The organism is Streptomyces sp. DH37, from assembly GCF_029813835.1.
Classification (GTDB): Bacteria; Actinomycetota; Actinomycetes; order Streptomycetales; family Streptomycetaceae; genus Streptomyces.
Genome location: NZ_JARVKV010000001.1, coordinates 21,886 through 46,899 on the forward strand (window position 1 = coordinate 21,886; position 25,014 = coordinate 46,899).

The window sequence follows — 25,014 nt, forward strand, 5'->3', positions numbered from 1 at the left end:
AGTCTTGTCCGGAAAAGTCATGCACACCGGCACCGTGGTCGGCTGCCCGCACGGCGGCCTGGCGGGCGCCGCGGGCGCCGACGCGCGGGGGGTGCTGGTCGACGGCCGGCCGGTCGCCACCGGCGCGCTCGTCCACGCCGTCACCGGCTGCCGCCACACCGTCGACGGGGTCCCGGCGCCGTGCGCCACCGTCCGCTGGACGCCCGCGTCCGGCGGGGTGCTCGTCGACGGCTCGCCGCTGCTGCCGGAGAACGCGCCGGGGACGTGCCTCACCGCACGGCTCGTACCGCAGGGGGCGCCGGTCGTCGCCTCCACGACGGAGGAGGGGGTGGTGTGCGGATGAGGGCACGGGCGGTACGCAGGGACATCGCCTTCCCGTTCCGCGTCGGCCGGAGCGGCCGGACGGCGCACGCGGCGTACGACGAGCACGTCCGCGACCTGATCGAGCAGCTGCTGTTCACCGGCCCCGGCGAGCGCGTGATGCGCCCCGACTTCGGCTGCGGGCTGCTGGACCTGGTGTTCGCCCCCGACAGTCCGGAGCTGGCCTCCGCGCTGGAGCTGTCGGTGCAGGCGTCGCTCCAGCGGTGGCTGGGCGAACTGATCGCCGTGGAGGACCTGGACGTGGCGAGCGAGGAGAACGTCGTCCGCGTCCGGCTGCGCTACGCGGTGCGCGCCACCGGCAGCAGGCGCGACGAGGTCTTCGAGGGGAGGGGCGCGGCATGAGCGGCGGTACGGACACGACGGCCCCGCGCCGGGCCGGCAGGCGCGGCAGGGTGCGGGCGGCACGGCTGAACGGCGTGGACGCGGTCGAGGTGGGCGACGACGGGCTCACCCTCACCGTCACCTTCCTCGGCAAGGCCCCGCACGGCCTGTGCCCGGAGAACATCCGCATCGACGGCGGCCGCCGTTCCCCCGGTCCCCGGATCGAGGCCGTCGCCGTGGAGGTCGAGCGCGAGGAGGACCCGGAACTCGACGACAGGCTGTACGTCACCCTGGACCGGACCGGCGGCACCGGCCGCTACCGGCTGGCGGTCGTCGGCGCCGACCCGTACGGCCGCCCCGGCACCGAGCCGTTCCCCGGCTTCGACCAGCGCTACCACTCGGCCGGGTTCTCGTTCCCGTCCGACCGCCCCTCGCCCTTCGACTGCCTGGACACGGACGGCGGAGACGGCGGAGACGGCGCGGACGGCGGGGAAGCGGAGCCGCCCGGAGCCTTCCGGCCCGCCCCCGTCATCGACTACACCGCCCGCGACCACGACACCCTGCGCCGGCTCGTCATGGACCGGCTGGCCCTGACGGCGCCCGACTGGATCGAACGCAACCCGGCCGACCTGGGCACCACCCTGGTCGAGCTGCTGGCGTACACCGCCGACCGGATCAGCCACCAGCAGGACGCGGTCGCCACCGAGGCGTACCTCGACACCGCACGCCGCCGCGTCTCGGTGCGCCGCCACGCACGGCTCGTCGACTACCCCATGCACGACGGCTGCAGCGCCCGCGTGCTGGTCGCCGTCGAGGTGGCCCGGCCGCTGACGCTGCTCGCCGGGACGTACCGCTTCGCCGCCGTCGACGTGCGCGCCCTCGGCCCGCGCGACCGGCCGCGCACCGGCACGGTCATCGACGACGGCGACCTGGCGGTGCTGGAGGAGCGCGGCTCGGTGGAGGTCTTCGAACCGGTCACCGACGCGCCGCTGCGGCTGCGGCCCGAGCACAACGCCATCCGCTTCTGGACCTGGGGCGGGGAGCAGTGCGCGCTGCCCCGGGGGGCCACGTCCGCCACCCTGCGCGACGAGTGGGCCGACGAGGGGTGCGAGGAGCGGCGGCTGGACCTGCGGCCCGGCGACCTGCTGGTGCTGGAGGAGGTCAGGGGCTCCCGCTCGGGCACGCCCGGCGACGCCGACCCCGCCCGCCGGCAGGCCGTACGCCTGACCTCCGTCACCCCGGCCGTCGACCGGCTGTACGACCAGCCGGTGCTGGAGGTCACCTGGGCCCGCGGGGACGCGCTCGCCTTCCCGCTGTGCCTGACCGCGCCCGCCGGCCGGGACTGCGAGCCGGTCGAGGACGTCACCGTGGCGCGCGGCAACGTGGCCCTCGCCGACCACGGCCGCTCCCTCACCTTCCGCGGACGCGTCCCCGAGCGCCTGACCGTGCCGCCGGCGCCCGCCGTCGTCCCGTCCTGCGACCCGCCCGCGTCCGGCTGCGGGACCCCCGCGGACACGGGCAACCGGCCCGGCAGGCTGATCCTGGACCGGCTCGAACAGGCGCGCCACGGGCTGCTGCTGACACCGGCGCAGGTGCGCGGGCTGTTCGAGGTCGTCGGCGAGGAGGCGGTACGGCGCGCCGGGATCGGCCTCGAGACGGTCGGCAGGAAGCAGGAGAGGGCGGTGCCCGGCACGGCCCACGAGCAGGCCGCCGCCCTGGAGACGCTGCTCGCCCAGTCCGTCTACCCCGGCATCGCCCCGCGCTTCCGCCCGCGGCTGCACCGCTTCCCCGTCGCCCAGACCGTGCCGTTCCCCGAGCCGCGCCATGTCTCGGCAGGGCAGGCCGAGCGGCTGGCCGCCGTCCCCGGACGGGTGCGGCAGCGGCTGGTGGAGCTGTGGCGCAGCGCCCGCGACCGCGACGGGCTGGACGACCGGGAGATCGCCGAACTGGCCGTGCTGTTCGGGCTGGAGACGCTGGAACGGCTGGAGCTGCGGCGCCGCCCGGTGCCCGCCCTGCGCGAACTGCTGCACCGCGGCGACCGACTGCTGGCGGCGAAGCTCCGCCGGCTGGAGGTGCTGACGGCGCGGGCCCGCGCCGGGCGCGTCCTGGACGGGCGGACCGCCTGGGAGATCGCGCACACCTGGGGTCCGCCGTACGCGGCCGGGCTGCACCCGGACGAACCCGAGCTGTCCGGGCCCGCCGCCGCGCTCGTCCCCGACCCGCGCGCGGCGCTCCCGGCCGTACGGCTGACCGGCGGCACGAGGGACGGAGGCGGCGGGGAGGACAGGGAGGACGGGGAGGACGGGGAGGCCGTGTGGGAGCCGCGCCGCGACCTCCTCGACAGCGGCCCCCGCGACCGCCACTTCACCGGCGAACTGGAGGACGACGGACGGCTCGCGCTGCGCTTCGGCGACGGCCTGCACGGCGCCCGGCCCGAACCCGGCTCCGTCCTGGCCGTCCACTACCGGCTGGGCGGCGGTACGGCCGGCAACGTCGGCGCCGAGGCCGTCAACCACCTGGTGCTGTGCCGGGAGGAGTACGACGCCGAGGCGGGCGAGCCGATGCCCGTGGCCGGGGTGCGCAACCCGCTTCCGGCCGCCGGCGGCACCGGGCCGGAGCCCGTCGAGCAGGTGCGCCGCCTCGCGCCGTCGGCCCCCGGGCGGACGCGGCTGCGCGCCGTCACCGCCGGGGACTACGCGGAACTGGCCTCCGCCCTGCCCGGCGTACGGCGCGCGGCGGCCGAGATCCGCTGGACGGGAAGCGTCCGGGAGGTACACGTCGCGGTCGACGCCGACGGGACCGGACGGGTCCCCGCCGAACTGCTCGACGCGGTGGCGCAGGCGCTGGAGGCCTACCGGCTCATCGGCCACGACCTGGTGGTGCGGCCCGCGCGGCCGGTGCCCCTGGACGTGGAGGTGGAGGTGTGCGCGGCGCCCGGCCATCCGAGGGGCCGGGTCCTGGCCGAACTGCGCCGGGTGCTCGGCAACCGCCGGCTGCCCGGCGGCCGGCTCGGCTTCTTCCACCCGGACGCGCTCGGCTTCGGCGAACCGGTGCGGCTCAGCCGCCTGGTGGCCGCCGCCGCGGCCGTGCCGGGCGTGGAGGGCGTACGCGTCACCAGGCTGCGACGGCTGTTCGCGGACGCCTCCACCAACGACCCGGACCCGATCGACGACTCGGCACTGGAGGACGGTGTGCTGCGGCTCGCCCCGCTGGAGATCGCCCGATGCGACAACGACCCGGAGCGGCCCGAGAACGGTCGGCTCACGCTGAGGCCGGGAGGCGCGCGATGACCGGCGAGCGCCGCGACGGCGGCTGCTCCCGCGGACGCGGCTGCGGTGGCGGCTGCGGTGGCGCCCACGACGAGCGCCGCGCGCCGCGGGCCCTCCACAACCCGCCGGGCCGCACCGCGCTGGACTACCGGGTGGGCGAGTACGGCTCCTTCCTGGCGGCCATGCTCGACCGGCTGGCCTCGCCCGCCCATCCCGCCCTGCGCCGGCTGACGGTCCGCACCCCCGACGATCCGGCGATCGCGCTGCTGGACGCCTGGGCGGTCCTCGGCGACCTGCTGACCTTCCACTCCGAGCGGATCGCCGACGAGGGCTACCTGCGCACCGCCGACGACCACCGCTCGCTGGTACGGCTGGGCCGGCTGGTCGGGCACCGGCCGCGCCCCGGGATCGCCGCCGGCACCCACCTGGCCTACACGGTGGACCGGGACCCGCGCAGCCGTGAGGACGTCCCCGTGCTGATCCCGCGCGGCTCGCGCAGCCACAGCGTGCCCGCCTCCTCCCGGGAGGAGGCGCAGACGTTCGAGACGTCCGAGGACCTGACGGCCCGCTGGTCGTGGAACGAGCTGAAGGTGCGGCGCCGCCGCCCGGCCCCGCTGACGCCCGGGGACCTGAGCGAGCGCTCGGAGATCCACGTCGCCGGCACCGCGAACGCCCTCTCGGCCGGCGACCGCCTGCTGTTCGTCTTCGGCCCCGACGGCCCCGACGGCCCCGGGCAGCGGCTGCTGCTGCCGGTGACGCGCGTGCGCATCGACCGGGACGACGACAGCACCGCCCTCGGCCTGCCCGTCTCACCGCCCCCGACCCTGGCCGAGCTGGTCGGGGAACTCCAGCGGTGGATCACACCGGCGGCCGGGGGCCCCCATCCGAGGCCGGCGGGCAGCCGCCTGGTCGAGGAGTTCGACGAGCAGGTGCTCGCCCGGCTGCGGGCGGACCTCGATCTGCTGGACACACCCGCGCGGTTCGCGCGGCGGCTGGAGGAGCCCCTCGAGCGGCTGGAGGAGGCGCGGGCGCTGGCCGAGCCGTACGAGGGGGCCGCCGCCTGGTTCGAGCGGCTGGCCGCCGTCCTCGTCGACCTGCGGGAGAGGGCGGCGGAGCTGGATCCGCTGCGGCCGGACGGCGCCCGGGCCCCGGCGGCCGTCCGCGGCGGGGACGCGGAGCCGGGCGGCGCGGCGGCCCGTACGCTCGGCGCGCTGCTGCCCGCGCTGCGGGCGGGGGGAGCCGGGGGAGCGCGCCGCCCGCCCGCGGCCGGTGCCGTACCGCCCGACCCGGCACGGCTGTTCGGCCCGGACTCCGGCCTCGGCGCACGGCTGGCGGCGGCGCTCGACCCGGCGCTGTCCGGCGAGCTCCACACGGCCTGGCGCCGCGCCGTACCGGCCGTCCCCCCGGCCTCCCCGGTCCTCACCGACCTGCTGGCGATGCGGGTGACGGCCGCGCCCTTCGGCTCGACGGCGCCGCTCAAGCCGGTGCAGGACGAGCGCGGCCGGGTGGTCCGGCAGTCCGACTGGCCGCTCACGGGCAACGCGCTGACCACCGTGCGGGTCGTGTTCGACACGGCCGGGAAGGTGCCGGTGAGGGCGGAGTTCGTGCACGCCGAGGCGACCGGGTCGGTGCAGCGCACCGAGAACCTCCCCGTCGACGTCCGGTTCGCGTTCGGCCCCGGCGAGGTCGGGCTGTCCACCCGCACCGGTCAGGACAGCGACCCGAGCCGGCTGCGGAGGCGGCCGATCGACTCCCGGGAACCGGGCGTCACGGCCGAACTGACCGGCGGGCTGCCGGAGCTGACGCTGTTCGTCTCCCGGCCCGGAGCGGACGCGCGGGTGCAGGTCGCCACAAGGAACGGCGAACCGCCGCTGCAGTGGCACCTGGCCCCGGGCAGGCGGGAGCGGGCCGCGTACGGGAGGTACGAGCTGACCGTCGCCTACCGGACCGGCGGCGAGCCGGCCAACGTCGAGATCGGCGTCGCCACCGTCCCCGGGGCCGTCCACCGCGACGTCCTCGCCCTGGACACCGTGCACGAGAGGATCACCCCCGGCAGCTGGGTCGTGATCGAACGGCCCCGCAAGGGCGCCCCGGGCGGCGTCCCCGGGGACCCGGCGCTCTCGCTCGTCACCACCCGTGTCACCGGCGTGCGCACCGGCTCCCACACCCGCTACGGGATCACCGGCCGGGGCACCGAGCTGACCCTCGCCGACCCCTGGCTGGACGAGCACGACGTGCTGCTGTCCCACATCCGGGACACCACCGTGCACGCGGCGGGCGAGCCCCTGCGCCCCGCCGACGAGCCGCTGGGCGACGACGTGGGCGGCAACGAGATCGAACTGGCCGAGCTCCACGACGGGCTGCCGCCCGGCCGGACGCTGGTCCTCTCCGGGGAGCGCACCGACGTCCCGGGGGTCTCCGGGGTGCGCGGCACTGAACTCGCGCGGGTCGCCGCCGTCGAGCAGCGGGTCGACCCGGAACTGCCCGGCGACCACGTCCACACCGTGCTCACCCTCACCGCCGACCTGGCGCACCGCTACCGGCGCGAGACGCTGGTGATCCACGGCAACGTGGTGCCCGCGACGCACGGCGAGACCCGCGACGAGGCGATCGGCAGCGGGGACGCCGGCCGGGCCGGCCAGACGTTCGCGCTCTGGAACGCGCCGCTGACCTGGCTGCCCGCGGACAGCGCCCCGGGAGCCCGGCCCGCCCTGGAGGTACGCGTCGACGGGCTGCTGTGGCACCCCGTCGACAGCCTCGCCGGGCGCGGGCCCCTGGAGCGGGTGTACGTCGTCGGCACCGACGCCGACGGCCGCACCACCGTCACCTTCGGCGACGGCGTGCACGGCGCGCGGCTGCCCACCGGGCACGAGAACGTGCGCGCCCGCTACCGCTTCGGCACCGGCGGCGCCGCCAACGTCGCGGCGGGCCGCATCACCCAGGCCGTCTCCCGGCCGCTGGGCGTCACCGCCGTCACCAACCCGCTGCCCGCGACCGGCGGCGCGCGGGCCGACGGGCCGGAGCTGACCCGCCGCACCGTCCCGCTCGCCGTCTCCGCGCTGGACCGGCTGGTCTCCGTCCGGGACTACGAGGACTTCACCCGCTGCCGGGCGGGCATCGGCCGGGCCTCCGCGCGCGAGGTGTCCGACGGGCGGCGGCAGGTGCTGCACGTGACGGTCGCCGGGGCGGACGACGCGCCGATCGGCGCGGACGCCGACGTCCTCCGCGCCCTGCGAGCCTCCCTCGCCGCCCACGGCGACCCCCGGCTGCCGGTGCTCGTGGACGTGCGCGAGCCGGTCCTGCTGCTCCTGGCGGCCCGGGTGACGGTGGCGCCCGACCACTCCTGGGCCGTCGTCGAGCCCCGGCTGCGGCAGGCGCTGCTGCGCGAGATGGGCTTCGCGGGGCGGGAGCTGGGGCAGCCCGCGCGGCTGTCGGAGGTCCTGGCGACGGCCCACTCGGTGCCCGGCGTCGACCACGTGGACGTGGACGTCTTCACGGGCGTGCCCGCGTCCGCCGTCCCGTACGGACCGGTGCCCCCGGGGGACGGGCCGCGGGCGGTCGTGCCGGCCCGGCTCGCCCGGTACGACGAGCGCGTCCACACCGTCACCGCCGAGGGCGGCGAGACGCTCGGCGACATCGCCGGCCGCCACGGCGTCACGCTCGCCGAACTGCTGCGGCTCAACCCCGACGTCACCGACACCCGGCCGCTCCCCAGGGGCCGCTCGGTGTACGTCTTCCGCGGCATCCGGCCGGCGCAGCTCGCGCTGTTCTCGCCCGGGGCGGCGGACACGCTGATCCTCACGGAGGCCCCCCGGTGAGCCCGCTGAACCGGACGGACCCGACGGGCCCGACGAGCGACGGAAGGACACGGCCATGAGCAGGGAGCCGGACGGACTCGCGGAACTGCTGCCGCGGTGGCACAGGCTGCGGGACGGCGGGCGCGGCAAGCGGGGCGCGGAGGACGAGCCCCTGCGCGCGCTGCTCGCCGTGATCGCCGAGCAGGTCGACCTCGTGCGCACCGGGGTCGAGCGGCAGTACGACGACTGGTTCGTGGAGACCGCCGCCGACTGGGTGCTGCCCTACCTCGGGGACCTGGTGGGCTACCGGCCGCTGCCCGGTTACGAGCGGGTGCCGACCGCCGGCCTGCGGGACGGCAGCCCGGCCGACGTCTCCCGGCGGCGGCTGGCACGGGCGCTCGCGCCGCGCCGGGACGTGGCGGCCACGGTCGCCAACCGGCGCCGCAAGGGCACCCCCCACCTGCTGGAGGAGCTGGCGGAGTCGGTGGCGGGCCTGCCCGCGCGGGTGGTGGAGTTCTCCCGGCTGGTGGCCCACCACCAGCCGGTGAGGCTCCACGGGTCGGGCACCGGGGCGGTGGACGAGCGGCGGCTCGCGCGCGGCCGGCTGGCCGATCTGCGCGACGGGGCGACGCTGGACCTGGCGGGCGGACCCTTCGCCACGACGGCGCGCTCGGCCGACGTACGGCGTGCGGGCTCGCGCCGTACACCCGGCGGCCACACCCCGGCCGGGGTCGGCCTGTTCGTGTGGCGGCTCAAGCCGTACCCGGTGACGAACGCGCCCGCCTACTGCGTCGACCGGGCCCGCAGCCTCTACACCTTCTCCATCCTCGGCAACGACACCCCGCTGGTGACCCGCCCCGAGCCGGAGCCGTCGGCCACTCACGTCGCCGCGATCGACAACGTCCCCGCGTACATCCGCCGCCGGCAGGCGAGCGACCGGCTCGCGGACTACTACGGGCCGGGCAGGTCCTTCGTGATCCGGCGGGACGGCGACCGGGAGCCGGTGCCGCCGTCGGACATCGTCGTCGCGGACCTCACCGACTGGCGCTACCGTCCGCGGCGCGGCCAGGTCGCGGTCGACCCGGTGCTCGGCCGGATCGCCTTCGGCTCCCGCTCCGCTCCGCGCCGGGGCGTCTGGGTCGACTACCACCACGCCTTCCCCGACGACACCGGCGGCGGCGAGTACGCGCGCGAGGACCGCGTCACCCCCGACGCCGCCACGGTCTACCGGGTCGGCCCCGGGTGCGCCCACCAGCGGATCACGGACGCGTACGCGCGGTGGCGCGAGGACCGGCGGGCCGGGCGCTGCGGCCCCGAGGGCGTCATCGAGATCACCCACAGCGGCGCCTACCAGGAGCAGCTGGACTTCGAACTCGGCCCCGGCGACCGGCTCCAGCTGCGCGCCGCCGAGGGGACGCGTCCGGTGATCCGCCTGCTGGACTGGTACGGCAACCGGCCGGACGCGCTCACCATCCGCGCCGGGGAGGACTGCGCGCCCGGCCGGCCGGCGCCGCACATCACGCTGGACGGACTGCTGGTCTGCGGACGCGGCCTGAACGTCACCGGGCCGGTCGGCTCGGTCGCCGTCCGGCACTGCACCCTGGTGCCGGGCTGGTCGCTGGAGCCGCGGTGCGAGCCGCGGTCGCCGGAGGAGCCGAGTCTGGTCCTGGAACGCACCACCGCGTGCGTGCGGATCGAGCGGAGCATCCTGGGCACCGTCCAGGTCATCGGCGACGAGGCGGGCACCGAACCGCTGGACGTCCACATCCGCGACAGCGTCCTGGACGCCACCGGCCACGACCGTGAGGCGCTGTCCGCGCCCGACTGCCGCCACGCGCACGCCGTCCTGCACGCGCACCGCACCACGGTCATCGGCGAGGTGTATGCCCACGCCGTCGCCATCGGCGAGAACAGCGTGTTCACCGGGCGGATGCACGTGGCCCGGCGCGGCACCGGCTGCCTGCGCTTCTCGTACGTGCCGCCGGGCTCGCGGACGCCGCGCCGGTACCACTGCCCGCCCGACCAGGCGGGGCCGGAGGAGGCCGGGCGGGTGCGTCCGCTGTTCGCGAGCGAGCGCTACGGCACGCCCGCCTACGCGCAACTGGCCGACGGCTGCGCCGAGGAGATCGCCCGGGGCGCGGAGGACGGCGCGTCGATGGGCGCCTTCCACGACCTGTACCTGCCGCAGCGCGAGGACAGCCTGCGCGCCCGCCTCGCCGAGTACACGCCCGCCGGCACCGACGCGGGGGTCCTCTTCGTGACCTGACGACCGGGCGGCCCGGAGTCCGCACCCGCAGACCTCGCAGACGTACGGAAAACCTTCCGAGGGGGACCCCTTCCATGCACGCTGACCTCTCCCGCACCACCTTCCGGCCGGAGCGGCACTACTCGGCGGTGCTCGCCCAGCAGGGCCGCGTCCAGCTCGACGCGGACGCCAACGAGCAGACGGCGATCCAGCTGTACCAGGCCCGCACCATCGCCGCCGACCTGATCGGCCGCCACGGCGGGCCCGCCGGCGCCACCGGTTTCGCCGTCGGGCTCGAGACCCGCGGCCACGAACCGGACGACCTGACGATCGGCGGCGGCCGCTACTACGTCGACGGCATCCTGTGCGACGCGTACCGGCCCGCTCCGGGCGAGGCCGTCGGCGACGACGGCGGCGACCGCAGTGACGACCACGGCGACCATGGCGGCGGGGCCGGCGGTGGGGACAGGGCCGGCGGCGCGGACGGGACGCCCGCCCACTGGACGTACTGGGACCAGCCCGACGCCCACCGCGACCCCGAGCGGCCGGAGGACCGGCTGCCCACCGCCTTCCCCTACCTGGCCTACCTGAAGGTCTGGGAGCGCTCGGTGACCGCGGCGGAGGACCCGGCGCTGCGCGAGGTGGCGCTCGGCCCGGCCGCGGACACCGCCGCCCGCGTGAAGGTGGTCTGGCAGGTGCTGGCGCTGCCCGGCTCCGAGCTGGCGGTGGAGGAGGGCGAGACTCGCAAGGACATCCTGCGCGCCGCCTTCCACGAGTGGGCCGACGAGCGGTCCGTGCCGAAGTCCCGCATGGCGGCGCGCAGCCGGCGTCCCGACCGCGCCGACGAGGACCCGTGCACGGTCCGGCCCGACGCCCGCTACCGCGGCCCGGAGAACCAGCTCTACCGGGTGGAGGTCCACGAGGGCGGCGCGGCGGGTGAGGCGACCCTGAAGTGGTCGAGGGAGAACGGCTCGGTGGTCTTCCCCGTCGACGGCCTCGACGGCACCTGGGCGGAACTGGCCGCGCTCGGCGGCGACGGCAGGCTGGACCTGAACGTCGGCGACCGGGTGGAGTTCGCCGACACCGCCTACGTCGGCCGCGGCGAGCCGCTGCCGCTGCTGCGGGTGGAGGAGGTGGACCTGCCGGGGAGGCGCGTGAGGCTGTCGGGCGAGCCGGGGAGCGGTGTCGGCCGGCGTCCCGAACTGCATCCGTACCTGCGCCGCTGGGACCACCACGAGGCGCCGCGGCGCGACGGGCACGGCGCGCGGGAGCGGCTGAGGGGCGGGGCGGTCCGGATCGAGGAGGGCCGGTGGCTGCCGCTGGAGGACGGCGTCGAGGTGTACTTCGAGCCGGGCGGCACGTACCGGCCCGGCGACCACTGGCTGATCCCGGCCCGTACCGCCACCGGGGCGGTGGAGTGGCCGGTGAACGCGGCCCGCAGGCCGCTGCTGCGGGCGCCCGCCGGCATCCGGGTGCACCACGCGCCGCTGGCCTGGGTGATGGGCGAGCACGGCGTCTCCGACCTGCGGATGTCCTTCGGGCCGCTGGCCGTGCCCGTGCCCTCGGCGACCGAGGAGGAACGGGCGGCCGAGGCGCGGGCGGAGGCCGAGGCGCGGGAACCGGCCGCGCGGGAGGAGTCCGGGAGCGGGACGGACCCGGCCGAGCCGCGGGCATGACGCGCACGGGAGCACACCCGGCACGGACACGGCACCGAGCACACCCGAGAGGAGCGAGTGACGCATGGCCACACCCCTGAGCGCCTCCCGACTGGTCAAGGCGCTGCGGGACGAGGGATTGGAGGTCCGCGAGTACCGCAGCTGGCGCACGCACAACCGCAACCACAAGGGGCCCTGGGGCCCGGTGAACGGCGTCATGATCCACCACACCGTCACCCGGGGCACCGGCCACACCGTCGAGCTGTGCTACGAGGGGCACTCGACGCTGCCGGGCCCGCTGTGCCACGGCGTCATCGACAAGGAGGGCGTGGTGCACATGGTCGGCAACGGCCGCGCCAACCACGCCGGCATGGGCGACGGCGACGTCCTCAGAGCCGTCGTCGCCGAGCGGTCGCTGCCCGACGACAACGAGGCCGACACCGACGGCAACCGCCACTTCTACGGCTTCGAGTGCGTCAACCTCGGCGACGGGAGGGACCCGTGGCCCGAGGCGCAGAAGCTGGCGATCGAGAAGGCGTCGGCCGCCGTCTGCCGGGCGCACGGCTGGAACGAGAAGTCCGTGATCGGCCACCGGGAGTGGCAGCCCGGCAAGGTCGACCCGCGCGGCTTCTCGATGGACACCCTGCGCGGCCGGATCGCCGGCCGCCTGGGCAGGAAGCCGGACGGCCCCACCGAGCCGGCGCCCAGGCCCCCCGCCCGGTACGAGCCGTTCCCCGGAGCGGGCTTCTTCCGGCCCGGCCGCCGGAGCGGGATCGTCACGGCGATGGGGAAGCGGCTCGTGGCCGAGGACTGCGGGCGCTACGAGGTCGGCCCCGGTCCCGAGTGGACCGAGGCCGACCGGAGGTCCTACGCCGCCTGGCAGCGCAAACTGGGCTTCTCCGGCAAGGGCGCGGACGGCGTCCCCGGTCCCGCCAGCTGGAAGAGGCTGCGCGTCCCCAAGGTCTGAGGCGCGGCGCGGTGCGGCACGGGCCGCGGCCCCGGACGGCGCGTCCGCGGAGGCGCCGTCCGGGGCCGGCGGGCGGGGACGGGCAGGGCGCGGAGGGGCGCCGCCGGGCCGCGGACCGCTACACCTCCAGCTCCAGCCGCGCGATCTCCCCGACCTCCAGCGCCACGTAGAGGGCGCCGTCGGGGCCGACGGCGAGGCCGTGCGGCTCGGAGGGGGCCACCGGCAGGTCGTACTCCTCGACGCGGCCGTCCGCGGTGACGGAACCGACGCGGCCCGCACCCCATTCGGTGAACCAGCACAGGCCGTCCGCCCCGGCGGTGATCGCGTGGGGGCGGCATGCGGGGTCCGGCAGGGGGAACTCGTCGACACGGCCGTCCACGGTGATCCGCCCGATCCGCCCGGCACCGATCTCGGTGAACCACAGCGCGCCGTCGGAGCCGCACGCGATGCCCACCGGCGCGGCCTGCGGGGTGGGCAGGGGATGGACCGTCACCTCCCCGTCCGTACCGATCCGGCCGACCGCGTCCGCCTGGTTGAGGGTGAACCACAGCGCGCCGTCCGGCCCCTCGGCGATGGCCGAGGGGAAGGCGCCGGCGACCGGCAGCGGGAACTCCGTCATCCGTCCGTCGGCGGTGACGCGGCCGATCCGGTCGGTACGCGTCTGGGTGAACCACAGCGCGCCGTCGGAGCCGCACGCGATCCCGAACGGGCCGCTGCCGGGGGTCGGGGCGGGGTACGAGGCCGTCTCCCCGGAGACGGTGATCCGCCCGATCCGGTGGTCCCGGTAGCGGGTGAACCACAGGGCCCCGTCGGGACCCGGGGTGATCACCGACGGCCCGCAGGACGCGGAGTCGAGCCGGTGGCGGTCGAGCCGGCCGCCGGGATCGAGACGGGCGATCTCCCCGGAGTGGACCATCGTGAACCACAGCGCGCCGTCGGGCCCCGCGGTGATGGCGTAGGGGCCCGGTCCGGGGCCGCAGACGGGTATGCGTTCGACGGAGGCGGTACGGCGTGGCATGGCGGATCGGTTCCTTTCCGACGGGAACGCGGGGCCGTGCGGCCCCGGGGGGTGGGAGGGGCTCCGGGCCGGTGCGGCGGGGTCAGCCCGCGGCGGCGGACGAATGGGCCGCCCGCAGATCGAGGCGCTCGCCCCGCCACCGCCGCCGCAGCAGGCGGTCGTGGCTGACCACGACGAGCGCGCCGTCGAAGCCGGTCAGCGCGGCCTCCACCTCCTCGACGAGGGCGGGGGAGAGGTGGTTGGTCGGCTCGTCCAGCAGCAGTACGTCGGCCGGCTCGGTGACCAGCCGCGCCAGGGCGAGGCGCTGCCGCTGCCCCGTGGACAGGCCCGCCACCGGGACGGAGAGCCGGTCGGGCGCGAACAGGCCCAGGGAGAGCAGCAGTTCGGCGTGCTCGTCGGCCGTGCCCGCCCGGCCGCGGGCGAAGGCCTCCAGCAGCGTGTCGCCGGGGCGCCCCGGCTCCGGCTCCTGGGGGAGGTGACCGATCCGGCCGCGGCGCGTCACCCGCCCGCCGTCGGGCGGCAGTTCACCGGCCAGGACGCGCAGCAGGGTGGACTTGCCCGCCCCGTTGGGACCGGTGACCAGCAGTCGCTCGCCCGGCGCGACGGTCAGGCTCGTGCGGCCGAGCCGGCCGGCCACGGTGACGCCGTCGGCGTCGAGCACGGCGCCCCGGGGACGCTCCCCGTCGGGCCGGCCGGTGCGCGGGGCGGCGGTGAACCGCAGGGGCTCGGGCGGGGGCGGCACCGGGTCCGCCAGGAGGCGGCGCAGCCGCTCCTCCGCGTTGCGCACCCGGCCGGCGAGGGACTGCTGCACGCGGCCCGCCGCCCGGTCGTACGCCATCTTGTTGCCGTCCCGCATCGCCCGGCCGGGCGCCACCCGGCGGGCGGTGGTGGCGGCGGCCTCGCGCAGGCGGTCCGCCTCCGCCCGCCACCGCGCGTGCTCCTGGGCCCAGCGCCGCCGGGCCGCCGCCTTCTCGGCGAGGTGGCCCGCGTAGCCGCCGCCGTACCGCGCCACAGTGCGGCGGTCGGCGTCCACCTCCAGCAGGCCGGTGGTGACGCGCTCCAGGAAGACCCGGTCGTGAGAGACCGCCACGGTCGTGCCGCGCCGGGTGCGCAGATGCTCCTCCAGCCAGGTCAGCGCGTCGTCGTCGAGGTGGTTGGTCGGCTCGTCCAGCAGCAGCACCTCCGGCGCGGCCGCGAGGACGGCCGCCAGGCGCAACCGGACCTGTTCGCCACCGGAGAGGCCGCCCACCGGGCGGTCGCGGCGCAGCCGCGCCAGGCCGAGGCCGTGCAGGGCGCGCTCCACCCGGGCGTCGGCGTCGTAGCCGCCGCGGAGTTCGAAGACGGTCAGCAGCTCCCCGTACTCGGCCAGCCGCGACTCGTCGCCGCCGGCCATCGCGGCCTCCAGACGGCGCAGCCGCTCCTCGATCGAGCGCAGTTCGCCCAGGGCGCGGTCGAGGACCCCCTGGACGGTCAGGTCCGGCGGCAGCCGCTCGTCCTGCGCGAGGTAGCCGACGCCGCCCTCGGCATGGAGGACGACCTCCCCCCGGTCGGGTCGCTCCCGGCCGGCCAGCAGGCGCAACAGGGTGGTCTTGCCGGAGCCGTTCTCGCCGACGATCCCGGTGCGCTCACCCGCGGCGAGCGAGCACGTGACCGAGTCGAGGACGAGCCGGCCGTCGTACGACTTGGTGACGGCGAGGGCGGTGATCTGTGTGGGCATGCGGGCACTCCGAAGCATTCGCGGGCGGTGCGGCCACCGGGGGCCGCGGGACCGGGTGAACGCTTCGGAAGAGCATCGGCCACTCCTTAATGCGACAGCAGTTGCGTTAACATGGTGCCATGGCACTGTCCCCGGAGGCAACCCGATGCCCGAGATGAATCCCGCCGCCGCGCACCCGCCGCGCCGCCCGGGAGGCCGCAGCGCCCGCGTACGGGCGCAGGTCCTCGACGCCGTCCGCGCCCAACTCGTGGAGCACGGCTACGACGAGCTCGCCGTCGACGCCGTGGCCGCCCGCGCGGGCGTGCACCGCACGACGGTCTACCGGCGCTGGCGGGACGTCGGCGGCCTGCTCGCCGACGTCCTCGACGCGGCGGGCGACGACGCCTGGCGGCCGCGGGACACCGGCGACCTGGCGGGCGACCTGACGGCGCTGAACCAGGAGGTCCACGAGGCCCTGGCCGCGCGGCCGCCCGTCACCGCCGCCCTGATCGCCGCCTCGTTCCGCTCGGCGGAGGCGGCCGACGCCCTGCGGCGCTTCTGGGAGGACCGGTACGCGCGCTGCGAGGTGGTCGTCGAGCGCGCGGTGCGGCGCGGGGAGATCCCGGCCGGCACCGACGCCCGCGCCTTGCTCGTCGCCGCCACCGCGCCGCTCTACCACCAGCTGGTGCTGCTGCGCACACCGCCCGACCCCCGGCTGCCCGGCCGGGCGGCCCGCGCCGCCGCGCTCGCCGCCTCGGCCGGAGCCTTCACGGAGCCGCCGCCCGACGGCGCCCGATGACGTCCTGCGGCGTCCCATGGCGCCTCATGGCGTCCCGCGGTGCCTGATGACGTCCTGCGGCGTCCCATGGCGTCCGGTGCCGCCCGGCGGCGGACGAGGGTCAGGGCTTGCGGCCCACGCCGCACCAGAAGGCCACCTCCTGCGGCGGCTCGCCCGTGGGAGAGGGCTCCGGCCGCCACCGCGAGCACGACACCACACCCGGTTCCAGCAGTTCCAGGCCGTCGAAGAACCGTGCGACCTCCTCGGGTGTGCGCTGGTGGAGCTTCGGCGTGCCGACGCTGTTCCAGTACTCGACCGCCGCGTCCACGTCGTCCAGGCCCGGCGCGGTGATGGTGTGCGACAGCACCAGGTGGCTGCCGGAGGGGACCGCGTCCATGAGTCGGCTCACTATCGCGCGGGCCCGGTCGGTGTCCTCGACGAACATCACGATGCCCAGCAGCATGACCGCGATCGGCTCGGTGAAGTCCAGCGTCCTGGCCGCCTCCCGCAGGATGGCGTCGGGGTCGTGCAGGTCGGCGTCGAGGTAGTCGGTGACGCCCTCGGGCGTGGAGGTGAGCAGGGCCCTGGCGTGCGCCAGCACGATGGGGTCGTTGTCGGTGTAGACGATCCGGGACTCCGGCGCGACGCGCTGGGCGACCTCATGGGTGTTCTCACTGGTCGGCAGGCCGGTGCCGATGTCCAGGAACTGACGGACACCCGCCTCGCCGGCCAGGTGGGTCACCGCGCGGCCCAGGAACGCCCGGTCGGCCCTGGCGTAGTCCAGGATGCCGGGGTGGATCCTGCGCACCTGGTCACCGGCGGCTCTGTCCACCTCGTAGTAGTTCTTGCCGCCCAGCCAGTAGTCCCACATCCGGGCCGAGTGCGGGACGGTGGTGTCGATCCGGGACGACACCCGGTCGGACGTGGACGTTCCATTTGCCATGAGAGCCCCTCCTGCGGTGCTGCGCGCGCTTGCTCCCGCCAAGTTACGCGCTCCGACCCCCGCCGGCAGCGGGTTCGCCGGGACGGGCGGGGCTCCGCGCCGGCGGGTCAGTCCTCGGCGGTCAGCCCGGCCTCCGCCGAGGCCACCGCCGCCGCGTGCCCGAAGAGGCCGGGCAGGCCGCCGGAGTGCAGCAGGACGGTGCGCCGCCCGGGGACGACGTCGCCGTCCGCGACGGCCGCCGCCAGACCGGCCAGGGCTCGGCCGGTGTAGACCGGATCGAGGACGAGGCCCTCGGTGCGCGCGGCCAGGACGAGCGCGGAGGCGGCCGGCTCGGACAGGGCGGCGTAACCGGCCCCCACCTGGTCCAGCCGCAGCCGCAGCGTCTGCGGCGGGCAGGGCGAGCCGGAGAGTTCGGAGACCAGACCGGACACGACGGCGGCCGGATCGGCGACGGCGCCGACGTGGACGCCCAGGACCCGCCGCGCCCCCAGCGAGTCGACGAGCCCCGCCATGGTCCCCCCGGAGCCGAGGGCGGTGACGACGGTGTCCAGGTCCGGTGCCTGGGCGAGGAGTTCGCGCCCGCACGCGGCGTAGCCGCGGGCGCCGAGCGCGCTGGAACCCCCGAAGGGGATCAGCGCCGGAACGGCGCCCTGCCGGCTCAGCCGCTCGACGACCTCGTGCGCGGCGGAGGCGAGCGCCGCCGCGTCGGCGTCACCGGCCCACACGACCCGTGCGCCGAGGAGGCCGTCGAGCGCGAGGTTCCCGGACGAGGACGCCCCCGGGCGGCCGGCCAGCACCAGGACGACGCCGAGGCCGAGCCGGGCCCCGGCGGCCGCCGTCAGACGTGCGTGGTTGCTCTGCGGCGCGCCGGTGGTGACCAGGACCGTGGCGCCGTCGGCCAGGGCCGCCCCGCAGAGCCATTCGAGTTTGCGCACCTTGTTGCCGCCGCCGCCCAGGCCGGTGAGGTCGTCCCGCTTGATCCACAGGTCGTCCGCCCCGAGCCCGAGCGCGCGGGCCAGGCGCGGCGCGGGTTCGAGCGGCGTCGGCCAGGTGCCGAGGACCGCCCGCCGCCGATCGCCGTCCGGTGTCGTCATCCTTCTGATCACCCCGACCTGTCGTCCGTGCGCGGAGCTCCGGTGGGGCCATGGTGGCACACGGCCGGGGCGGGCCGGGCAGGTATGGGTATCTTGACATAGCTATCCCTTGATACCTACCTTGTCGTCATGCCCGCCCCCAGCCCGTCCGAGCAGGGCGTCGACCGCACGGCCGCCGCGCTCGTGGCCGGCCTGCCCCTGCTCAACAGGGCTCTCGAGCGGCAGATGGACCGGGAGTTCCCGCACCCCCGCCTTCCGGAGGGCCAGCTCGCGCTGCTGTGGCTCACCGAGGAGCGCGAGGGGATCACGGTCCGCGAGGCCGCCGACGCGCTGCTGATGAAGCCGAACAACGTCAGCGCCCTCGTCTCGCAGCTCACCGGGCTGGGGCTGCTGGAGCGCAGGCAGGACGCCGCCGACAAGCGGGTCGCCCATCTGCACCCGACGGCCGTCGCCCGGCAGCGGCTCGCCGAGGCACGGCGGCTCAAGGAAGCCCACGTGGCGCGCGCCCTGCGCGCCCTCACCGACGGGGAACTGGACGCCCTCGGTTCGGCCCTGGGCGCGCTGGCCTCACTGATCCGGCACCTCCGCCCCACCGCCGACTGACCCCACCGCCGACTGACCCCACCGCCGACCGACCCGGCGTCCGGTGTCCGGCCGGCGGCCCGGTCCGCGCACGTCCGCAGGGGTGTGCGGGGACCGGTCCGCCGGTCCGCGGCGGTTCCCGCGGCCGTGACCGTACGCCGCCGCGCACCCGCGGCCGCGTCGCGGGACCCGGCCGTCCTCCCCGCTTCGAAGCCCCCTTCACAGACAAGGCATGTCCGTGTCCTCTGCCGCCCCCGAACACCCCGCCCGGCCCGCGGGCCTCCCGCCGGACGCACCGCGGGGCCGGCGCTCCAACCCCTGGCTGACGCTGATCGCCGTCGCGATCGGTCTCTTCATGGTCAATCTCGACGCGTCCGTGGTCGCGATCGCCAACCCCGAGATCGGCCGGGACCTCGACGTCTCCACCGCCGGCCTGCAGTGGGTCACCAACGCCTACCTCATCGCGATGGCCGCCCTCCTGATCCTGGGCGGCAAGCTCGGCGACCGCTTCGGACGGCACACCTACTACATGATCGGCACCGCGGGATTCACCGCCGCCTCGGTCGCCATCGGCCTGTCGGGGTCGATCGAGGGCGTCATCGCCTTCCGCGCGGCCCAGGGCCTCTTCGCCGCGCTGCTGATCCCCAACACGCTCGGCCTGCTCCGCGCGGTCTTCCCGCCGGGGAGGTTCGGCACGGCGGTGGGCGTCTGGGCCATGGTCGCCTCCTGCTCCACCGCGCTCGGCCCGATCGTCGGCGGTCTGCTGGTCGCGCACGTCGGCTGGGAGTCGGTCTTCTACATCAACCTCCCCATCGGCATCGTCGCCCTCGCCTTCAGCGCGCTCGTGCTGCCGCGGAGCAGGGACTCCACCGGCCACCACCGCTTCGACGTCCCCGGCGTGGTCCTGCTCGCGCTCGGTCTGGTGACCCTGGTCTTCGGCGTGGTCAAGGGCGAGACCTGGGGCTAGACCTCCGCGGGGACGCTGGGCTCCCTGGCCGCGGGCGCCGCCCTCCTGGCGGTCTTCTGCCGGTACGAGACCCGCGTCGCGCACCCGCTGCTGCCGATGCGGCTGTTCCGCAGCCCGGCGCTGACCATCGGCACGATCGTCACCGCGGTCAACTTCTTCGTACTGCTCGGGGTGATCTTCTTCCTGATGCTGTACCTGCAGAACGTGCGCGGCCTCACCCCCGTCGAGGCGGGCGTGCGCACCCTGCCGCTGAGCCTGGCCACCGTGGTCGCCTCCCCGATGGGCGCGGCGCTGACCGAGCGGTTCGGCCCGCGCCTGTCCATGCCGGTCGGCATGCTGCTCCAGGCCGTCGCGTCCGTCTGGATGCTGACGTGGGACGCGCACTCCCCGTACGCCGCCATGTGGCCGCCGTTCCTCGCCCTCGGCCTGGGCGTCGGCATGGTGATGTCCGCCTCCTCCGACGCGATCGTCGGCAACGCGCCGAAGAGGGACGGCGGCGTGGCCGGCGGTCTCCAGGCCACGGCGCTGCAGATCGGCGGAGCGCTCGGCACCTCCGTGCTGGTCTCCCTGATCAGCGCCCGGGTGGGCGCCACGCTCACCGGTGAGCTGACCGGCGCCGGGGTGCCGGCCGCCGCGGCCCGCGGCCTCGGGGAGGCCGCGGACGCCGTCGCCATGGGCGTCGCGCCGGTCTCGGACGGCATGACCGCCCAGCTGAGGGCCGCCGTCGTCGAGGGCAGCGGCAGCGCGTTCATGAACGGTGTGCACGCGGCTGTGCTCGTCACCGCCGTGCTGTGCGCCGCGGGCGCCCTCCTGGCCGCGGTCGGCCTGCGGCGCGGTCCCGGGGGCGCCGGCCACTGACGGCCGGCGGGGGACGGGGTGCCCCGCCCCGTCCCCCGCCGTACCCGGCCGTCCGCGCGCCCCGGGGGCCCGTCCGCACGCGATTGACCGCCGCGGTCCGCGGGGACTTGTTCCCCCCGTACGGAAGCCGGCGGCAGCGGCCGGCGGTGCGGCACACGAGGAGGACTCGGCGGATGAGGACGAACCGGCTCGGGCGCAGCACGGTGGAGATCACGGAACTGGGCTTCGGCGGCGGGCCGCTCGGCGGGCTCTTCGAGCCGCTGGACGACGACACCGCCGCCGGGGCGCTGGCGGCGGCCTGGGACGGCGGGATCCGCTACTTCGACACCGCCCCGCACTACGGCGTCGGGCACTCCGAGCGCCGCATCGGCGACTTCCTGCGGCACAGGCCGCGGGAGGAGTTCACGCTGTCGACCAAGGTCGGCAGGATCCTGGTCCCGCAGGATCCGCGGGGCCGCACGGACGAGAGCTTCCGGGTGCCCGCCACGCACCGCCGGGTGCGGGACTTCTCCCGCGACGGGGTGCTGCGCAGCGTCGAGGACTCGCTCGCCCGCATGGGCGCCGACCGCGTCGACGTGCTCTTCCTCCACGACGCGGAGGAGGGCTTCGAGGACGCCCTGCGCCACGGCTACCCGGCGCTCGACGGACTGCGCTCGCAGGGCGCGGTGGGCGCCATCGGCGCGGGGATGCACGACACCGGCCTGCTGACCAGGCTCGTGAGGGAGACCGACGTCGACGTGGTGATGCTGGCCGGCCGCTACACGCCGCTGGACCATAGCGCCCTGGACGACCTCCTGCCCGTGTGCGCCGAGCGCGGCGTCTCGGTGATCGCCGCCTCGGTGTTCAACTCCGGGATCCTCGCCGTACCGCGCCCGGCCGAGGGGGCGCGGTACGAGTACGCGCCGGCCCCGCCGGAGGTGCTGCGGCGGGCGCAGCGCATCGCCGACGTCTGCGAGGCGCACGGCGTGACGCTCCCGCAGGCGGCGGTGGCGTTCCCGCTGCGCCACCCCGCCGTCGCGGGCGTCGTGCTCGGCATGCGCTCGGCCGAGGAGGTGCGCCGCGACATCGAGGCGTTCGAGGCGGACGTCCCCGACGGCCTCTGGGCCGACCTGCGCGACCAGGGCCTCCTCGACGAACGCGCACCGGTGTCCGGCTGAGGGGCCGCGCGCCCGGCGCGGCCCCGGCGCCCGCCGAAAACGGCTCGCGCACGGACCGGCGGGCCGCTAGCGTCGAGGACATGGAGCGCGCCCGCATGACGACGACGCCGGAGAGTGTCCCGGCGCGCTGACAGACGACCGACCGACAGCCCCGGGGCGCTCGCCCCGGGGCTTCGTCATCGCGGTCCTGCCGCGTCCGGCGGGGCGGCCGGGGAGGACAGGCCGCCCCGCCGGACGCGAGGAGACCGCGATGACCGCAGCACACGACCACCGCAGGACCGGCCGCGAGCTGGACCTGTTCGACACCGACCCGCTCATCGGCGCGGGCCTGCCGTACTGGCTGCCCGACGGCGCGGCCGTACGCCACGCCCTGGAGGAGTACGTCCGCGCCGAGGAGCGCCGGGCCGGCTACCGGCACGTGTACTCGCCCGTGCTGGGCAAGCGGGAGCTGTACGAGATCTCCGGGCACTGGTCCCACTACGGCGACGACATGTTCCCCCCGATGGACCTCGGCGGGGAGCAGGTCGTCCTGCGCCCGAGCCTGTGCCCCCACCACGCGCTGATCTACCGCTCCCGCCCCCGCAGCCACCGCGAACTGCCGCTGCGCATCGCCGAGCTGGGCGGCATGTACCGCTCGGAGCCGTCGGGCGTGCTCGGCGGACTGACCCGGGTGCGGGCCATCCACCTCAACGACGCGCACGTCTTCTGCACCCCCGATCAGGTCGCCGCCGAGGCGGGCGCGGCGCTGGAGACGATCCGCCGGGCGTACCGGGCGCTCGGCGTCACCCCGGCCCGCCACCGGCTCTCCCTCCCCGGGGCGGGCGGCAAGTACGTCGCCGACCCGGAGATGTGGCGGCGGTCCGCCGCCCTGCTGACCGAGGTGCTCGACCGCTCGGGCCTGCCCTACGAGACCGCCGAGGGGGAGGCGGCGTTCTACGGTCCCAAGATCGACGTCCAGGTTGCCGACGCCGCCGGCCGGGAGTCCACCCTCTCCACCGTCCAGGTCGACTTCCACCAGCCCGAGCGGTTCGGCCTGCGCTACGTCGGCGCGGACGGCGCGAGGCACCGGCCGGTCATGGTCCACCGCAGCGTCATCGGCAGCGTGGAGCGGGCCGTCGCCCACCTCGTGGAGCGGCACGGCGGCGCCTTCCCGGCCTGGCTGGCCCCCACCCAGCTGGTCGCCCTCCCGGTCTCCGGGAACGAACGGCCGGACGCCGAGGCGCTCGTACGGCGGTGCGCCGGCCTCGGGCTGCGGGCCGAGGTCTCCGGACCGGAGCGCGGCAGCCTGGGGGCCCGGGTGCGGGCGGCCAGGCTGGTGCCGTACCAGGCCGTCATCGGCGCCCGGGAGGCCGCCGCCGGGCACGTCGCCCTGCGCCTGCGCGACGGGCGCCGCATCGGCCCGCTGCCCGCGGACGAGGTCCTCGCCCGCGTCGGCGCGCTCGTCGCCGCCCGCGGCACCGGGCTGTGGGACACCGCACGGGCGTAACCGCACGGACGTAGCCGAACGGGCGCAGGGGCCTGCGGCCGGGCATCCTGGAACCACGGGGCGGTCCGGCCGGAACGCCCGGCTTCGTCGGAAGGGCGCGCGTGGTGAGGAACGCCCTGCGGTTCCAGGGGTGGATCGCCGGTGTGGGGACCTCCTCCGGCACACGGATCGTCCTGGGGCACTGGTCCCGGTCGCCGTTCGGCCCGTTCGCCGACGTGATGCTGGAGCGGCCCGACGGGCAGCGGCTGCTGCTGGCCCCGGCGGGGCGGATCGCGGACTTCGTCGCCGCGCTCTACCGCTTCGACCGGACGCTGACCGTCCCGGTGGCGGTGGACGCGGCGGGACCGGCCTGGCGCGTCGCGGCCGGACCGCTCCGGATGCGCTTCACCACCGGCCGGTGGGGCGGGCTCGGACGGCTGCCGCGGTGCGTGCCCGCCCCGCTCGCCGCCCGGCCCGCCCGGGCCGCGCTCACCGACCTCCCCGCCCGCCTGCTGTCCGGGGTGCGGACCCGGGGCAGCGCGGGCGGCGGGTACCGGGAGTGGTACGGGGCGCGGGACCTGCTGCCGGTCACCGCGGTCGAGGCCTCCTTCGAGGGCCGGGACCTGGGCGCGCTCGCACCGGTCGAGCCTCCGGTGCGGTTCGGGTTCGGCTCCGCCCCCCGCACACCCGCCCTGGTGCGGGTGGTCACCACGGTGGGGACGCCGCGGGGGCCTTCGGCCTCCGCCGCCGGCCGGCCCGGTCGGTAGCGTGGGAGACGTCTTCCGAACCTCGGAGGTGCAGCATGCACGTTCCGGCCGTACGCACCGAGGGGCTGACGAAGCACTTCGGCCCGGTGATCGCCCTGGAGGGCCTGGACCTCCGGGTGGAGCAGGGTGAGATCTTCGGCTTCCTGGGCCCCAACGGGGCGGGGAAGACCACCACGATCCGCCTGCTGCTCCACCTCGCGCGCCCCACCGCCGGAGCGGCGTGGATCGCGGGCGTACCGGTGGAGGACGTCGAGCGCGCCCACCGGCACGTCTCCTACGTCTCGGGCGACGTCTCCCTGTGGCCGCAGCTGACCGGCATGGAGATCCTCACCCATCTGGGCAACCTGTCCGGTGACGTCGACACCGCCTTCCGGGACGAGCTCGTCGAGCGGCTGAGGGTCGACCCGAGCGTCCGGGCGCGCTCCTACTCCAAGGGGAACCGGCAGAAGATCGCGCTGACCGCCGCCTTCATGACCCGGCCCGACGTCCTGCTGCTGGACGAGCCGACGAGCGGACTCGACCCCCTGATGGAGGCGGAGTTCCAGGCGCTGGCCCGGGAGGCCGCCGCCCGCGGCCAGACGGTGTTCCTCTCCTCGCACCTGCTGGACCAGGTGGAGGACCTCTGCCACCGCGTGGCGATCCTGCGCGCGGGACGGCTGGTGGAGGTCGCGGCGCTGGAGGACCTGCGCAAGCTGAACACCACGGTGTTCGAGGCGGTCCTCGACGGCCCCGCGCCCCGGCTCGACGGGGTGCCGGGCGTGACCGCCGTGGAGCGCACCGGCCGGGGCCTGCGGGTGTCCGTCACCGGGCCGCCGTCGGCCGTGCTGGCCCGGCTCGCCTCGGCCGGGCTGGTCCGGCTCCGCAGCCGGGAGCCGAGCCTGGAGGAGATCTTCCTGACCTACTACACCCCCCACGAGTCCCGCGAGGCCGCCGCCGGGCAGCGCGGGGCCGTCGCCGCGCACGGGGGCGGGCCGGACGGGGCCGGGCCGGGAGCGCGGGACGGGCGCGGGCGGGGCACGCCGGACGCGCGGGACACGCGGTAGGGGGCGGGACC

At 76.5% G+C, this 25,014-nt stretch carries 17 protein-coding genes and 1 pseudogene; 14 read left to right on the plus strand and 4 right to left on the minus strand.

From position 1 onward, the window contains the following. The first annotated feature begins 19 nt into the window (after positions 1-19). The 7 genes from QC029_RS00095 to QC029_RS00125 all read left to right on the plus strand — a co-directional run bounded on the left by QC029_RS00095 (position 20) and on the right by QC029_RS00125 (position 12,635). Positions 20-343 (plus strand): hypothetical protein, encoded by a 324-nt coding sequence (locus tag QC029_RS00095; RefSeq protein ID WP_279553159.1) that lies wholly within the window; start codon positions 20-22, stop codon positions 341-343. Next, positions 340-723: a GPW/gp25 family protein gene (locus tag QC029_RS00100; protein WP_279553343.1), complete on the plus strand. Its 384-nt coding sequence runs from the start codon at positions 340-342 to the stop codon at positions 721-723. The genes QC029_RS00095 and QC029_RS00100 overlap by 4 nt, the downstream gene beginning before the upstream one ends. Then, a complete protein-coding gene (locus QC029_RS00105; RefSeq protein WP_279553160.1) occupies positions 720-3,992 on the plus strand; it encodes a putative baseplate assembly protein in 3,273 nt (1,090 codons plus the stop codon). Before QC029_RS00100 ends, QC029_RS00105 begins: the two co-directional genes overlap by 4 nt. Beyond that, positions 3,989-7,789: a putative baseplate assembly protein gene (locus tag QC029_RS00110; protein ID WP_279553161.1), complete on the plus strand. Its 3,801-nt coding sequence runs from the start codon at positions 3,989-3,991 to the stop codon at positions 7,787-7,789. Before QC029_RS00105 ends, QC029_RS00110 begins: the two co-directional genes overlap by 4 nt. A 55-nt stretch (positions 7,790-7,844) precedes the next feature. After that, entirely contained in the window at positions 7,845-10,034 is a 2,190-nt protein-coding gene (locus tag QC029_RS00115) for a hypothetical protein (RefSeq protein ID WP_279553162.1), read from the plus strand. Between the two features lie 74 nt (positions 10,035-10,108). Continuing rightward, complete coding sequence (locus QC029_RS00120) at positions 10,109-11,689, plus strand: DUF6519 domain-containing protein (protein ID WP_279553163.1); 1,581 nt, start codon at positions 10,109-10,111, stop codon at positions 11,687-11,689. 64 nt (positions 11,690-11,753) lie between these two features. After that, the gene (locus QC029_RS00125; protein WP_279553164.1) at positions 11,754-12,635 is read left to right on the plus strand and encodes a peptidoglycan-binding protein; all 882 of its coding nucleotides are present in this window, start codon (positions 11,754-11,756) and stop codon (positions 12,633-12,635) included. Positions 12,636-12,753: 118 nt separating this feature from the next. Here QC029_RS00125 and QC029_RS00130 read toward each other — a convergent pair whose 3' ends face one another. Together QC029_RS00130 and abc-f are read right to left on the minus strand one after the other, a co-directional pair. Beyond that, on the minus strand, positions 12,754-13,653 hold the full coding sequence (locus QC029_RS00130; RefSeq protein ID WP_279553165.1) for a virginiamycin B lyase: 900 nt from the start codon (positions 13,651-13,653) through the stop codon (positions 12,754-12,756). Positions 13,654-13,735: 82 nt separating this feature from the next. Next, the gene (gene abc-f, locus QC029_RS00135; RefSeq protein ID WP_279553166.1) at positions 13,736-15,370 is read right to left on the minus strand and encodes a ribosomal protection-like ABC-F family protein; all 1,635 of its coding nucleotides are present in this window, start codon (positions 15,368-15,370) and stop codon (positions 13,736-13,738) included. A 145-nt stretch (positions 15,371-15,515) separates the two neighbouring features. Between abc-f and QC029_RS00140 the strand changes: the two genes are divergently transcribed. After that, positions 15,516-16,148 carry a TetR/AcrR family transcriptional regulator gene (locus QC029_RS00140; RefSeq protein WP_279553167.1) on the plus strand — a complete coding sequence of 211 codons (633 nt, stop codon included), beginning with the start codon at positions 15,516-15,518 and terminating at the stop codon, positions 16,146-16,148. 100 nt (positions 16,149-16,248) lie between these two features. On the opposite strand, the gene QC029_RS00145 is transcribed toward QC029_RS00140, so the two are convergent. Next, positions 16,249-17,070 carry an SAM-dependent methyltransferase gene (locus QC029_RS00145; RefSeq protein WP_279553168.1) on the minus strand — a complete coding sequence of 274 codons (822 nt, stop codon included), beginning with the start codon at positions 17,068-17,070 and terminating at the stop codon, positions 16,249-16,251. Between the two features lie 107 nt (positions 17,071-17,177). Then, complete coding sequence (locus tag QC029_RS00150; RefSeq protein WP_279553169.1) at positions 17,178-18,164, minus strand: pyridoxal-phosphate dependent enzyme; 987 nt, start codon at positions 18,162-18,164, stop codon at positions 17,178-17,180. 129 nt (positions 18,165-18,293) lie between these two features. Between QC029_RS00150 and QC029_RS00155 the strand changes: the two genes are divergently transcribed. From QC029_RS00155 to QC029_RS00180, 6 genes and pseudogenes are all read left to right on the plus strand, one after another. Next, positions 18,294-18,767 (plus strand): MarR family winged helix-turn-helix transcriptional regulator, encoded by a 474-nt coding sequence (locus QC029_RS00155; protein WP_279553170.1) that lies wholly within the window; start codon positions 18,294-18,296, stop codon positions 18,765-18,767. 211 nt (positions 18,768-18,978) lie between these two features. Next, positions 18,979-20,571: pseudogene (locus tag QC029_RS00160) on the plus strand (MFS transporter). Between the two features lie 173 nt (positions 20,572-20,744). Beyond that, complete coding sequence (locus tag QC029_RS00165; RefSeq protein WP_279553171.1) at positions 20,745-21,728, plus strand: aldo/keto reductase; 984 nt, start codon at positions 20,745-20,747, stop codon at positions 21,726-21,728. Between the two features lie 250 nt (positions 21,729-21,978). Then, positions 21,979-23,214: a threonine--tRNA ligase gene (gene thrS / locus QC029_RS00170; RefSeq protein WP_279553172.1), complete on the plus strand. Its 1,236-nt coding sequence runs from the start codon at positions 21,979-21,981 to the stop codon at positions 23,212-23,214. Between the two features lie 101 nt (positions 23,215-23,315). Continuing rightward, positions 23,316-23,960: a hypothetical protein gene (locus tag QC029_RS00175; RefSeq protein ID WP_279553173.1), complete on the plus strand. Its 645-nt coding sequence runs from the start codon at positions 23,316-23,318 to the stop codon at positions 23,958-23,960. Between the two features lie 35 nt (positions 23,961-23,995). Then, complete coding sequence (locus tag QC029_RS00180; RefSeq protein WP_279553174.1) at positions 23,996-25,003, plus strand: ABC transporter ATP-binding protein; 1,008 nt, start codon at positions 23,996-23,998, stop codon at positions 25,001-25,003. Positions 25,004-25,014 lie beyond the last annotated feature (11 nt).